Here is a 13,515-nt window from a genome sequence, read left to right on the forward strand (position 1 = left end):
ACTTTTCTCACCCAAGTCTACGTGACGAACCCCACATTTGGGTTGCGGCCTACCTCTCCGGGCCCTCCGCGTCCTGCTCACTAGTCGCGGCGTTCGGGCTGACGTCGACAAACCCGGTGGCATCGCCCAAGCCCGCGCCCGGCTCGGGGGTAGTCGCGGCGCCGGGGACAGCCTCGGCGCCGGGGACAGCCTCGGCGCCGGTGGCAGCCTCGGTGTCGGGGTTGCTGCCGGCGTCACTGCCGAGGAGTTCGCTCATGGGAGTGAAGTCGTCCTCGTAGTCGATACCGTTTTGGCGGTTCGGTGCCGAACGCGTCACCGCGGGGGAGGCGGACAGGCCGCCCACCCGGTCGGTCGGCGTGACGATGAGGTCGGCGAGCTGCTCGGCGGCCTGGCTAATGCGGTTGGGGCTCAGTCCCCCGTGGCCGGCCTCGCCGCCGGCCGGGGCCGCGCCGTAGTCCTCCGTGGCGCGGTAGATGCCCGTGGGGACCACGACGGCGTGCAGGTAGTTCATCAAGGGCCGCAGGGCGTAGTCCAGGATGAGCGCGTGGCGCGAGGAGCCGCCGGTGGCGGCAATCAGCGTGGGCATGCCGGTGATCGCCTGCGGGTCCAGGGTGTCGAAGAACATCTTGAACAGCCCGGAGTAGCTGCCCTGGAAGACCGGGGTGACCGCGATGAGCGCGCTGGCGGAGCTGAGCAACCGGCGGGCATCGTCCAGCGCCGGGGTCGCCGCGCCCCAGTTGGTCATGGCGTTGGTCAGGTCCTGGGCCAGGTTGCGGACCTCAATGAACTCGATGTTGAGGCCCTCCCCGCGGGCGGTGACGCGGGCTTCGGTGGCCGCGGCGAGCTCCTCGCCCAGCTGGCGGGTAGTAGAGGGGGTGGACAGGCCGGCGGTCACGACCACGAGGGTGTGCACAGTAAAAACCTCCTTGGGTTGGTATACGGGCCGGGGACAGGGAGGGGCCGGCGGGCTAGCTTTCCTCGCCGGGGTTGACGCGAAAGTGCGGCGAATCCGGGGTGTTGCGCAGCCTGGCGTGGGTCGGCGGATCGGAGGGGACGTGATCCGGGCGGCGCTTTTCGAAGCGGCGGCGCAGCTCCGGCACGACCTGGGTGCCCAGGCGCTCAATCTGATCCAGGACTACTTCCTGGGGCAGGCCGGCGTGATCGATGAGGAAGAGCTGGCGCTGGTAGTCGCCCACCCAGTCGGCGAACTGCATGGTGCGCTCGATGACCTGCTCGGCGGTGCCGACGGTCAGCGGGGTCATCTCGGTGAAATCCTCCAGCGAGGGGCCGTGTCCGTAGACCGGGGCGTTGTCGAAGTAGGGGCGGAAGAAGTCCTTGGCCTCCTGCTCCGTGTCCGCGATGAAGACCTGGCCGCCCAGGCCGACGATGGCCTGGTCTTCCTGCCCGTGGCCGTACTTGGCGTAGCGGCGGCGGTACATGTTCACCATCTTGGCGGTGTGCTCCTTGTTCCAGAAGATGTTGTTGTGGAAGAAGCCGTCGCCGTAGTAGGCGGCCTGCTCCGCAATCTGCGGCGAGCGGATGGAGCCGTGCCACACGAACGGCGGGACCCCATCCAGCGGGGCGGGCGTGGAGGTAAAGGCCTGCAGCGGGGTACGGAACTTGCCCTGCCAGTTGACGGAAGGCTCGCGCCACAGGCGGCGCAGCAGGTGGTAGTTCTCCACGGCCAGCGGGATGCCCTGGCGGATGTCCTTGCCGAACCACGGGTAGACCGGGCCGGTGTTGCCGCGGCCCATCATCAGATCGACGCGCCCGCCGGACAGGTGCTGCAGGAAGGCGTAGTCTTCGGCAATCTTGACCGGGTCGTTGGTGGTGATAAGCGTGGTCGAGGTCGACAGCTGCAGGCGCTCCGTCTGCGCGGCGATATAGGCCAGGTGCGTCGTGGGCGAGGACGGGACGAATGGTGGGTTGTGGTGCTCGCCGGTGGCGAAGACGTCGAGGCCGACCTCCTCGGCCTTGAGCGCGATCTCCGTCAAGTTGCGGATGCGCTCCGCCTCCGTGGGGGTGGTGCCGTTGGTCGGGTCAGTGGTCACGTCGCCAATGGTGAAGATGCCGAATTGCATGGTGGGGATCCTTTCTCGATCAACTATCTATGACGTGTCAACAAAATCTCGAGGGGAGTTATTCCCACTCCACGGCCTCCAACAAAACCCCCACGTCGGACTGGGTAATCACGCGGATCGGGCGCTGGGATTTCTCGCCGGTCTCGGTGATAATCAGCGCGAAGGGCAGGGAGCCATCGCGCGCCGGGGAAGTCAGGGCATCGATAGCCGCCTGGGCGCCCACCGTCTTGGGCAGGAATACCGCCCGGTCGGTGTTTTCCGCCCGCTCCAGCACGTCGGCCACCGTGCGGGCATCAATGGTCTGGTTGTCGCCCAAGTCAGCCGCGACCCAGTGCGCAATGGTGTTGGTGGTCAGCAGCTGTAGGAAGGCGCCGGAGTCGTAGACGGGCAACTGCGAAAACCCGTGGGTGCGGATAAGTTCCAACGCCGAGAGCACCGAGTCCTCGGGCGTTACCGTCTCCACCTTCTGGTTGCCTAGCCGCGCCACCGCGCCGGGCGGGTCCATCAGCAAGTCCCGCAGCCGCTCAATCTGCTCGATGACCCGGGGGTTCGGCTCCGCAATAGGCGCGCCGTCGTGGTAGCGGCCGTGGGAGATGGCGTTGCGCAGGCTCGTGTAGTCGTGCAGGGCCTCGGCCTGCTGGGAGTTGAGCAAGTGCTCGTGCCGGGCGGAGTCGATAAGCCGCCGGAAGGAGTCCCCGTCGCGCGCCTGCAGACGGGCTCTCAGGTGTTGCTCGATGTCGTTGAAAGCGGCAATAAAGCGGTGGGCGCCGTGGCCGGACTGCCAGTCAGAAGTCGTGGCCCCCAGTGTAGAGGCCGGCCCCGCCTGCGACGGGGAGCCGTTCACCCCGTCCGGAGCTTAAGGAGGCTAATTAGATACGGTGTGGGTTTATTTGTAGGCGCCGCGGCCCAGGGTGTCGCAGGACTTCATGGAGCCGGACTGGTAGCCGGCCAGGAAGGACTCCTGGCGCTGCTCGGAGGTGCCGTGGGTAAAGGAGTCCGGATCCACCTGCCCGCCGGAGCGGGACTGGATGTTGTCGTCGCCGACCGCGCGGGCGGTCTCGATGGCCTCAGCGACCTGCTCCTCGGTGATGGGCTCGAGGAGGGCGTTGTCGCCCTTGTCCGCGTGGGAGGCCCAGATACCCGCGTAGCAGTCGGCCTGCAGCTCAATCTTGACCGCGTTGGAATCCTCGCCCGGGTCGTCGTAATTCGACAGGCCGAGGGTGCCCTCCAGGTTCTGGATGTGGTGGCCGAACTCGTGGGCCACGATGTACATCTGCGCCAGCGGGGCGGAGGAGCCGCCGAAGCTCTCCAGCTGCTGGAAGAAGGAGGTGTCGAAATAGGCGGTGTTATCCGCCGGGCAGTAGAACGGGCCGGTGGCGGCAGAGGCCGCGCCGCAGCCCGACTGGGTGGCTTGCTCGAAGACCACGCGCTCCGGCTCGGTGTAGTCAATGCCGGCCTGCTCCGGCAGGACCTCGCTCCACACCCGGTCCAGGGACACGCCGGTGAAGTCCACGCGGCAGTCGTCGTACTTGTTGCCGTCCTCCGGGGTCTGGCAGTGCTCCAACTCGCTGCCGGCCTCCGGCCCGGAGCCGGACTGGCTAGCCGGCTCCTCGGAGCCGAGCAGCCCGCCCAGCTGCCCCGGGCTGCCGCCCAGCAACAGGTACAGGCCAATGAGGACCACGGTGCCGAGGCCGCCGCCGGCCGCCACGACGCCGCCGCGACCGCCACCGCCGGTACGCGCCCGTTTGCCACTAATGTCACCGCCACTGCGAAAAGTCATAGCTTAAGTGTGCCATGTCCGAGCCTTATCTACCTCTTTAGCGTGAGATCTCGCCACCGCGGTGGTTCCATTGCGCCGGCTGAGCCGTGGGCGTACCGGGGGTTGAAGGAGGGATACTGCCTGGGTGGCCGTGTTTTTGGGTTGGGCTTTGAGCCGTGGCTGTGCCCGGGCCAAACCGTGGGCACTGCCCGCCCCGGGCGGGCACCTACTGCCGGCAGGTGGGGGATAAGTCACTACCGCTTGCCGTGGGTGGGTAGACTGAAGGCGTCAACTTCTGCCTCCCGTCGCCGAGCTGGGCGCTGGGGCGCCGTGAGCACTGCGTGATGCGTGCCGCACGGTGGCCGCGGCGCGCCGGGCGGGGATAAAGCGGAAGCTACCGAGGAAGCTATGTGTGAAGGGATTTGAGCAACAGTGCTGCGTACCCATTTGGCGGGCGAGCTCCGCAAGGATATTGCCGGCGAGACAGTAACGCTTACGGGGTGGGTGTCTCGCCGCCGTGACCACGGCGGAGTGATCTTCATTGACCTGCGCGACCGGAGCGGTCTGGCGCAGGTAGTCTTCCGCGAGTCCGAGGTCGCCGAGCGCGCCCACGACCTGCGGTCCGAGTGCTGCATCAAGGTCACCGGCGTGGTCGAGGCCCGCCCGGAGGGCTCGGAGAACCCGAACCTGCCGTCCGGCGAGATCGAGGTCAACGTCACCGACCTGGAGGTGCTGAACAAGTCGGCGGCCCTGCCGTTCCAGATCGATGATCCGTCGACCTCCGGCGAGGTGGGCGAGGAAGCGCGCCTGCGCTACCGCTACCTGGACCTGCGCCGCCAGAGCCAGGGCAACGCCCTGCGCCTGCGATCGGCCGCCAACCGCGCGGCCCGCCAGGTGTTGGACTCCCACGACTTCACCGAGATCGAGACCCCGACCCTGACCCGGTCTACCCCGGAGGGCGCGCGCGACTTCCTGGTGCCGGCCCGCCTGAAGCCGGGCTCTTGGTACGCGCTGCCGCAGTCCCCGCAGCTGTTCAAGCAGCTGCTCATGGTCGCCGGCATGGAGCGCTACTACCAAATCGCGCGATGCTACCGCGACGAGGACTTCCGTGCCGACCGCCAGCCGGAGTTCACCCAGCTGGACGTTGAGATGTCCTTCGTGGACCAGGACGACATCATCGCCCTGGCCGAGGAGATCCTGGTGGCCCTGTGGAAGCTCATCGGCTACGACATCACCACGCCGATCCCGCGCATGACCTACGCGGACGCCATGAAGTACTACGGCTCCGACAAGCCGGACCTGCGCTTCGACATCAAGATCGTGGAGTGCACCGACTTCTTCAAGGACACCACCTTCCGTGTCTTCCAGAACGAATACGTCGGCGCGGTCGTCATGGACGGCGGCGCTTCCCAGCCGCGTCGCCAGTTCGACGCCTGGCAGGACTGGGCCAAGCAGCGCGGCGCCAAGGGCCTGGCCTACATCACCGTCGCCGAGGACGGCACCCTGGGCGGCCCGGTGGCCAAGAACATCACCGACGCCGAGCGCGCCGGCATCGCCGAGCACGTCGGCGCCAAGCCGGGCGACGCCATCTTCTTCGCCGCCGGCGACACCAAGTCCTCCCGTGCGCTGCTGGGCGCAGCCCGCGGCGAGATCGCTCGCAAGCTGGGCCTTATCAAGGAAGGTGACTGGGCCTTTACCTGGGTCGTCGACGCCCCGCTCTTCGAGCCGGCTGCCGACGCCACCGCCTCCGGCGACGTCGCCCTGGGCCATTCCAAGTGGACCGCCGTGCACCACGCCTTCACCTCGCCGAAGCCGGAGTGGATTGACTCCTTCGACGAGAACCCGGGGGAGGCCACCGCCTACGCCTACGACATCGTCTGCAACGGCAACGAAATCGGCGGCGGCTCCATCCGTATCCACCAGCGCGACGTTCAGGAGCGTGTCTTCGACGTCATGGGCATTGGTGAGGGAGAAGCCCGTGAGAAGTTCGGCTTCCTGCTGGACGCCTTCGCCTTCGGCGCCCCGCCGCACGGCGGCATCGCCTTCGGCTGGGACCGCATTGTCTCCCTGCTGGGCGGCTTCGACTCCATCCGCGACGTCATCGCCTTCCCGAAGTCCGGCGGCGGCGTCGACCCGCTGACGGATGCCCCGGCCCCGATCCCGGCCGCGCAGCGCAAGGAGACCGGCGTGGACTTCAAGCCGGAAAAGAACGCCAAGGCGGATAAGGAATCCAAGCCGAAGGCGCCCGACTCGACGGATAACTAAGGCGGCACGCCCCGGTCCACGCGGTGCGTGTGCCGGGGTTTACCGTTTACCCAGGAGGAGATTTTAGGTGGAGACTGCACAGCCGGACCAGCAGGCAATTGTCGCCTTTGCGGAGGACTTATTGTCCAACCGATTTGGGGGAACGCAAAAGCTCAGCGACGTTGAAGCCTTGACCGGTTCGGGGCATGCGGTCGTGCTGCGCGCCCGAGTGGCCAATTCCCCGTTCCTCCCGCACCGCTCCGTGGTCATCAAGCACAACCCGGCCACCGGTTACGCCGTGGATGACGCCGCCTTCCTCCGGGAGATCGTGGCCTACCAGTTCACCAACTCCCTGGCGGCGGACGTGCGCCCCGGGCCGGTGCTGCTGGCACACGACGTGGACAAGCGCACGGTGGTGCTCACCGACTCCGGCAATACGGATACCTTCGCCGAGGCCCTAGAGTCCGCCGACGAGGATGTGCGGCGCACGCTGTTGCGCTCCCTGGGCGCGGAGCTGGGACAGATGCACGCCGGCACCGCCGACCGCGAGCAGGACTACGACCTGCTGCTGTCGCGGATGCTGAAAAAGCACCCGGAGTACGCCGAGAACCAGGTCATGCGCGACAAGGCCCTCTATGACTCCATCTACCGCGGCGTGACCATCGCCGAGGCCGCCGGGCTGGCGGTCCCCGACGAGGTCAAGGACCTGGCGGACCAGGCGGCCAAGTCGCTGCAGTCCGGCCGCTACCGCGCCTTTACCCCCTTCGACCTGTCGCCGGACAACATCATCGTGGCCGACAACATTCACTTCCTGGACTATGAGTGGGCCGGTTTCCGCAACGTCGGCTTCGACGTCGCCTGCGTTATCGCCGGCTTCCCGCAGTTCCTCTTCGCCCAGCCGGTCTCCGACGCGGAGGCGGACGTCTTCATCGAGGCCTGGGCCCGGGAGGTTCACGGCCTATGGCCGCAGTTCAAGGACGCCGGCCAGATCCAGCATTTGGTCACCGCTTGCCTGGTCGGCTGGGCCTTTTCCAGCCTGACCACCATGTCCGCCGGCGGGGTAGAAGTGCTCGCTGCCGTCCTGCGCGGCCACGAGGAAATCCCGGTGGGCCCGGAAGACTCCCTCCTGCGCACCGCGGACCACGGCCCGTTCAACGACGACGAGCTGCTCATCCGCCGCGATCTCTTCGAGACCTTCGAGGCACTGTCGCGCTTTGCCAACCGCTGCGAAGACGGCGACTGCCAGCCGGCGGCGGAATTCGGCGCGGTGGTCGCTCGGCGCCTGAGCGAGCCCGGCCAGCCCTAGGCCGGCGCGGTACATAACCCCGCGTTGCCGACCCGGACGTTGATAAAGAAAGTGAGGTGCTAGCCGCCGTGGCTCAAGAAGATCTCTTCGGGGGGGTTTCCCCGTCCCCGGAAGCCGAGCAGTCCAGCGGACGGGCCGGACGCGGGCAGCAGATGTTTAGCACCCACGCTGGCTCGCCGCTGGCCGCGCGCATGCGCCCGCGCGCCTTGGACGAGGTGGTCGGCCAAAAGCACCTGCTCGACCCGGGCAAGCCCCTGCGCCGGCTGGTGGAGGGCTCCGGGGAAGCCTCCGTCATCTTGTACGGCCCGCCGGGAACGGGCAAGACCACCATCGCCTCGCTCATCGCCAGCGCGATGGGGCAGAACTTCGTGGGCCTGTCCGCGTTGGACTCCGGGGTCAAGCAGGTGCGCGAGGTCATCACGCAGGCCCGCCACGAGGCGGCCCGCGGCGCGCGCACCGTCCTGTTTATCGACGAGGTGCACCGCTTTTCCAAGACGCAACAGGATGCGCTGTTGGCGGCCGTCGAAAACCGCACCGTGCTGCTGGTCGCCGCGACCACGGAAAACCCGTCCTTCTCCGTGGTCTCCCCGCTGCTGTCGCGCTCGCTGCTGCTGCAGCTGAACCCGCTAGGCGACGAGGATCTTAAGACGCTGGTGGACCGGGCGGTAGGCGACGAGCGCGGGCTGGGCGGCCGGATTACCGTGAACGCCGAGGCCCGGGACCAGCTGGTGCTACTGGCCGGCGGCGACGCCCGCCGCGTGCTGACCTATCTGGAGGCCGCGGCCGAGGCAGTGCCCGACGGCGGGGAGTTGGACACCCAGACCATCAAGGACAACGTCAACAAGGCGGTGGTGCGCTACGACCGCGACGGCGACCAGCACTACGACGTCGTCTCCGCCTTCATAAAGTCGATCCGCGGCTCGGACCCGGACGCGGCCCTGCACTACCTGGCGCGCATGATCGAGGCGGGGGAGGACCCGCGGTTTATCGCCCGGCGGCTTATCGTGCACGCCTCGGAGGACATCGGCATGGCGGATCCGACCGCGCTGCCGACCGCCGTGGCCGCCGCCCAGGCCGCGCAGCTCATCGGCCTGCCGGAGGCGCGGATCCCGCTGGCGCAGGCCACCATCCACTTGGCGACCGCGCCGAAGTCGAATTCGGTGATTGGCGCTATCGATGCCGCCCTGGGCGACGTGCGCGCCGGCAAGTCCGGCTTCGTGCCCGCCCACCTGCGCGACGGCCACTACGCCGGGGCGAAGGATCTGGGCAACGCCGTGGGCTACGTCTACCCGCATGACGATCCGCGCGGTGTGGTGGCCCAGCAGTACCTGCCGGACACCCTGGCGGACGCGGTCTACTACCAGCCCACCGATCACGGGGCGGAAAAGCGCGTGCGCGGCTTCTTGGGCCGCCTGCGGGACATCGTCCGCGGGCGCGGGAGCGGCTAGCGGGCACGGTTGAGCAGCCGAGCAGGCACTAGCCGGGCAGTAGCCGGGCAGTAGCCGGGCGCTAGCACGGTGCCGGACCGGCGCGTGAGCAAGCCGGCGGGACTGGGTGATTTGGGCGTCCCGAACTTCACCCGCAGCTGCGGGGCGGGTAAAGTTGAGCGCTGTTACTGACGTTAGTCGATAGTCAAAGGAAGTTACCTGGTGAAGACCCACGAGATTCGGGAGCGCTTTACGGCGCATTTTGTGAATAAGGGCCACGAGCCCGTCCCCAGCGCCTCGCTGATCCTGGACGATCCTAACCTGCTGTTCGTCAACGCCGGCATGGTTCCCTTCAAGCCCTATTTCCTGGGCCAGCAGAACCCACCCTTCCCGAATGGGCTGGCAACCTCCATCCAGAAGTGCGTGCGCACCCTGGACATCGAAGAGGTCGGCATCACCACCCGCCACAACACCTTCTTCCAGATGGCCGGCAACTTCTCCTTCGGCCAGTACTTCAAGGAAGGCGCTATCACTAACGCGTGGGAGCTGCTCACCAACTCGATCGAGGAGGGCGGCTTCGGCCTGGACCCGGAGCGCCTGTGGGTCACCGTCTACGAGACCGACGACGAGGCCGCCAGCATCTGGCACGACAAGATCGGCGTGCCCGAAGAGCGCATCCAGCGCATGGGCATGGAGGACAATTACTGGTCCATGGGCGTGCCCGGGCCCTGCGGCCCGTGCTCCGAAATCTACTACGACCGCGGCGCCGAATACGGCAAAGAGGGCGGTCCGGCCGCGGACGACAACCGATACATGGAGATCTGGAACCTGGTCTTCATGCAGAACGAGCGCGGCGAAGGCAACGGCAAGGGCGATTTCGAAATTGTCGGCGAGCTGCCGAAGAAGAACATCGATACCGGCCTGGGCATCGAGCGCGTCGCCTGCCTGCTCCAAGGCGTGGACAACGTCTACGAGACGGACCTGCTTCGCCCGGTCATCGACGTGGCCGAGGAGCTGACCGGATCGAAGTACAACTCGAACCACGAGGATGACATCCGCTTCCGCGTCATCGCGGACCACTCCCGCACCGGCATGATGCTCATCCTGGACGGCGTGACCCCGTCCAACGAGGGCCGCGGCTACATCCTGCGCCGCCTTCTGCGCCGCATCATCCGCTCCGCCCGCCTGTTGGGCGCGACCGGGGAGACCATCGAGCGTTTCCTGACCACGGTCATGGACACCATGGAGCCGTCCTACCCGGAGATCGCGGACAACCGCGAGCGCATCCTCCGCGTGGCCAAGACCGAGGAAAAGGCCTTCCTCAAGACCCTCGAGTCCGGCACCTACCGCTTCGACGAGGCCGCCGCTGCTGTTAAGGCCGCCGGCAAGAAGACCCTGCGCGGCGAGGACGCCTTCGCCCTGCACGACACCTACGGCTTCCCGATCGACCTGACCCTCGAGATGGCCGCCGAGGCCGGCCTCGAGGTCGACATGCCCGCCTTCGAGGCCGCCATGGCCGAGCAGAAGGCGCGCGCCAAGGCCGACAACCGCGCCAAGAAGCACGGGCACACCGATGAGTCGCTCTACCGCGAGTGGGTCGACAACCAGCCGACCGTCTTCACCGGCTACGAAGAGCTTAGCTCCGACGCCCAGGTCATTGGCCTGGTGCGCAACGGCGAGAAGGTCACCGAGGCCGAGGTAGGAGACCAGGTCGAGGTCATCCTGGACCAGACCCCGCTGTACGCCGAGTCCGGCGGCCAGATGGCCGACCGCGGCCGCCTGGTGGCGGGCGAGACCACCCTGCAGGTCGACGACGTGCAGAAGATCGGCAAGAAGCTGTGGGTCCACAAGGCCACCGTGACCGCCGGCGGGCTGGATCTGGGCACCCGCATGACCGCGGAGGTCGACGCCGCCTGGCGCCACGGCGCTACCCAGGCGCACACGGCCACCCACCTCATCCACGCCGCGCTACGCCAGGTGCTGGGCCCGACCGCGGTCCAGGCCGGTTCCATGAACCGCCCGGGCTACCTGCGCTTCGACTTCAACTTCACCGACCAGCTCACCGAGGCGCAGATGGAGGAGATCGCCCTCATCACCAACCAGGCGGTGGACTCCAACCTGGCGGTCAACACCATCGAGACCTCCCTGGAGGAGGCCAAGGCGATGGGCGCTATGGCGCTGTTCGGCGAGAACTACGGCCGCAACGTCCGCGTCGTGGAAATCGGCGGCCCGTTCTCCATCGAGCTCTGCGGCGGCACCCACGTCGGCGCCTCCTCCCAGGTGGGCCCGGTCTCCGTGCTGGGTGAGTCCTCCGTGGGCTCCGGCGCCCGCCGCATCGAGGCCTACACCGGCCTGGACGCGTTCAAGTACTTCTCCAAGGAAGCCGCCCTGGTCGAGGACGTATCCCGCGACCTGAAGGTCCAGACCGAGGAGCTGCCGGAGCGGATCGCCCAGCTGAGCGAGAAGCTCAAGGCCGCGGAGAAGGAAATCTCCAGCCTCCGCAAGGCCCAGCTCCAAGCCCAGGCCGCGGACTTCGTGGGCGCCGCCCGCGAGGTCAACGGTTTCCAGACCATCATGCTGCGCCTGCCGGAGGGCACGGACGGCAACGACCTGCGCACCGTGGCCACGGACTTGAAGAACCGCCTGAAGGAGCGCGACGGCGTTATCGCGCTGGGCGCGAAGAACGGCGAGAAGTTCTCCTTCATCATCGCCGCGACCCCGTCCGCCGTGGAACGCGGCGTGAAGGCCGGTGACATCGTCAAGCTCTTTGGCGAATACGTCGACGGCCGCGGCGGCGGCAAGCCGGACATGGCGCAGGGCTCCGGCCACCTGGCCGAGGGGGCCGAGCGCGGCTTCGACGCCGTCAGGGACATGCTGGAGAAGCTGTAGGTCTATGGCGAAAGTCACACCGGATACTCCCGGCCTAGACGACCCCGGCCCCGGCCGGCGGCTCGGCGTGGACGTCGGCACCGTCCGAATTGGGGTAGCAGTCAGCGATCGCGACGCGCGCCTGGCGACCCCCGTCGAGACCGTCGCGCGGGTCACCGGCTTCAAGGACCGCGACGGTGCGGACATCGATCGGCTCGTTGAGCTGGCCGAACAGTACCAAGTCGCCGAAGTCGTCGTCGGGCTGCCGCGGGATTTACAGGCCAATGGATCCAAGAGCGTCAAGCACGCCAAGGAGATTGCGTTTCGTATCCGTCGCCGGTTGGCGAAGTCTGAAACGATGGTCTCGTTAGCACCTGTCAGATTGGCGGATGAGCGTCTCACCACGGTGGTCGCCACCCAAGCCTTGCGCGCCTCTGGAGTATCCGAGAAGAAGGGCCGTAAAGTGATTGACCAAGCCGCTGCTGTGGAGATTCTCCAAAGCTGGCTGGACGCCCGCGCGCGAGCATTATCCGATAACCAGAATTACGCAGACCAATAAAGCCTTCGACCTCAGGAGACTAAATTAGTGAGCCGCAATGAACAGCGCTTGGCTAGGCGCATGGAACCGAAGTTCGTGAAGCGACGACAGCGTGGCTTAGCCGTGCTGATCGCCTCCTTCGTGCTGATCATCGGCGCGATCGTCTACATCGGCGGCCAGATCCTGGTGGGCGACAAGGGGGGTTCGCGCACCGACTTTGAAGGGACGGGTAACGGCGTGACCCAGCTGATCCAGGTACCCGAGGGGTCCTCCATCTCGGAGCTGGGCCCCGACTTGGTGGACAAGGGCGTGGTGAAAAGCGACGAGGCTTTCCAGACTGCCGCCGCCAACAACGTTGACGCCGGCTCGCTGCAGCCCGGCTTCTACCGCCTGCAGGAGGAGATGAGCGCAGATTCTGCGGTCAAGGCGCTGCTCGACCTGAACAACCAGGTCGACCTGCTGGACGTGCAGGGCGGCGCGACGCTCCAAGACGTCTCCGTCATCGGCGGCGACGTGCGCTACGGCATCTACTCCATGATCGAGAAGGTCACCTGCGAGGAAGGCAACTGCGTCCAGAAGGAGGAGCTGGAGCGCGTCGCGGCGACCGTGGACCCGCAGCAGCTGGGTGCCCCGGAGTGGGCTATCGAACCGGTCAAGGCCCGCGGCGACGATCCGAAGCGCCTGGAGGGCCTCATTGCGCCGGGCCGCTACATCCTGGACCCGAACATGAGCGCCGAGGAGATCCTGACCGACCTGGTCTCCCGCTCTGCGGAGCAGTACAACGAGACCGACATCGTGGGCCGTGCCCAGGCCATTGGTGTGAGCCCCTACGAGCTGCTGACCTCTGCCTCCCTGGTCGAGCGCGAGGCCCCGGCCGGCGAGTTCGACAAGGTCGCGCGCGTCATCCTGAACCGCCTGGACGAGCCTATGCGCCTGGAGTTCGACTCCACCGTCAACTACGGCCTGGAGGACGTCGAGCTGGCCACCACCGACGAGGACCGCGACCGCAAGACGCCGTGGAACACCTACGCCAAGGATGGCCTGCCGGATACGCCGATCGCGTCGCCGTCGGAGGAAGCCATCCAGGCGATGGAGCACCCCGCCGAGGGCGAGTGGCTCTTCTTCGTCACCGTGGATGATCAGGGCACGACCGTGTTCACCAACAACTTCGACGAGCACCAGGAAAAGGTCCGCGAGGCCCTCGACTCGGGCATCCTGGACCACCAGCGCCAAGGCACCAACCCGGCCGACTCCGAGAGCGCCGAAAACGCTGAAAACTAGAGAACTAGAGA

General features: G+C 67.1%; 10 protein-coding genes. 6 read left to right on the forward strand and 4 right to left on the reverse strand.

The window, feature by feature from the left end:
- Window positions 1-49: 49 nt before the first annotated feature.
- The 4 genes from QQS53_RS09155 to ypfJ are packed head-to-tail and all read right to left on the reverse strand — an operon-like array spanning window position 50 to window position 3,861.
- Window positions 50-913, reverse strand: coding sequence for a CE1759 family FMN reductase (locus QQS53_RS09155; RefSeq protein ID WP_472775537.1), 864 nt, complete (start codon window positions 911-913; stop codon window positions 50-52).
- 55 nt (window positions 914-968) lie between these two features.
- Window positions 969-2,081: an LLM class flavin-dependent oxidoreductase gene (locus QQS53_RS09160; RefSeq protein WP_472775538.1), complete on the reverse strand. Its 1,113-nt coding sequence runs from the start codon at window positions 2,079-2,081 to the stop codon at window positions 969-971.
- A 58-nt stretch (window positions 2,082-2,139) separates the two neighbouring features.
- On the reverse strand, window positions 2,140-2,925 hold the full coding sequence (locus QQS53_RS09165; RefSeq protein ID WP_472775539.1) for a CBS domain-containing protein: 786 nt from the start codon (window positions 2,923-2,925) through the stop codon (window positions 2,140-2,142).
- A 42-nt stretch (window positions 2,926-2,967) separates the two neighbouring features.
- Window positions 2,968-3,861 carry a KPN_02809 family neutral zinc metallopeptidase gene (ypfJ, locus tag QQS53_RS09170; protein ID WP_472775540.1) on the reverse strand — a complete coding sequence of 298 codons (894 nt, stop codon included), beginning with the start codon at window positions 3,859-3,861 and terminating at the stop codon, window positions 2,968-2,970.
- Window positions 3,862-4,272: 411 nt separating this feature from the next.
- Here ypfJ and aspS point away from each other — a divergent pair, with 411 nt between their 5' ends.
- The 6 genes from aspS to mltG all read left to right on the forward strand — a co-directional run bounded on the left by aspS (window position 4,273) and on the right by mltG (window position 13,504).
- On the forward strand, window positions 4,273-6,105 hold the full coding sequence (gene aspS, locus QQS53_RS09175; RefSeq protein WP_472775541.1) for an aspartate--tRNA ligase: 1,833 nt from the start codon (window positions 4,273-4,275) through the stop codon (window positions 6,103-6,105).
- 67 nt (window positions 6,106-6,172) lie between these two features.
- Window positions 6,173-7,390, forward strand: coding sequence for a phosphotransferase family protein (locus tag QQS53_RS09180; protein WP_472775542.1), 1,218 nt, complete (start codon window positions 6,173-6,175; stop codon window positions 7,388-7,390).
- 68 nt (window positions 7,391-7,458) lie between these two features.
- Window positions 7,459-8,838, forward strand: a complete 1,380-nt coding sequence (locus QQS53_RS09185; protein ID WP_472775543.1) for a replication-associated recombination protein A — start codon at window positions 7,459-7,461, stop codon at window positions 8,836-8,838.
- Window positions 8,839-9,039: 201 nt separating this feature from the next.
- Window positions 9,040-11,706: an alanine--tRNA ligase gene (gene alaS / locus QQS53_RS09190; RefSeq protein WP_472775544.1), complete on the forward strand. Its 2,667-nt coding sequence runs from the start codon at window positions 9,040-9,042 to the stop codon at window positions 11,704-11,706.
- A 4-nt stretch (window positions 11,707-11,710) separates the two neighbouring features.
- Window positions 11,711-12,244 carry a Holliday junction resolvase RuvX gene (gene ruvX / locus QQS53_RS09195; protein ID WP_472775545.1) on the forward strand — a complete coding sequence of 178 codons (534 nt, stop codon included), beginning with the start codon at window positions 11,711-11,713 and terminating at the stop codon, window positions 12,242-12,244.
- Between the two features lie 60 nt (window positions 12,245-12,304).
- Window positions 12,305-13,504: an endolytic transglycosylase MltG gene (mltG, locus tag QQS53_RS09200; RefSeq protein ID WP_472775687.1), complete on the forward strand. Its 1,200-nt coding sequence runs from the start codon at window positions 12,305-12,307 to the stop codon at window positions 13,502-13,504.
- Window positions 13,505-13,515: the final 11 nt, after the last annotated feature.

This window comes from Corynebacterium sp. 2571A (genome assembly GCF_055700935.1).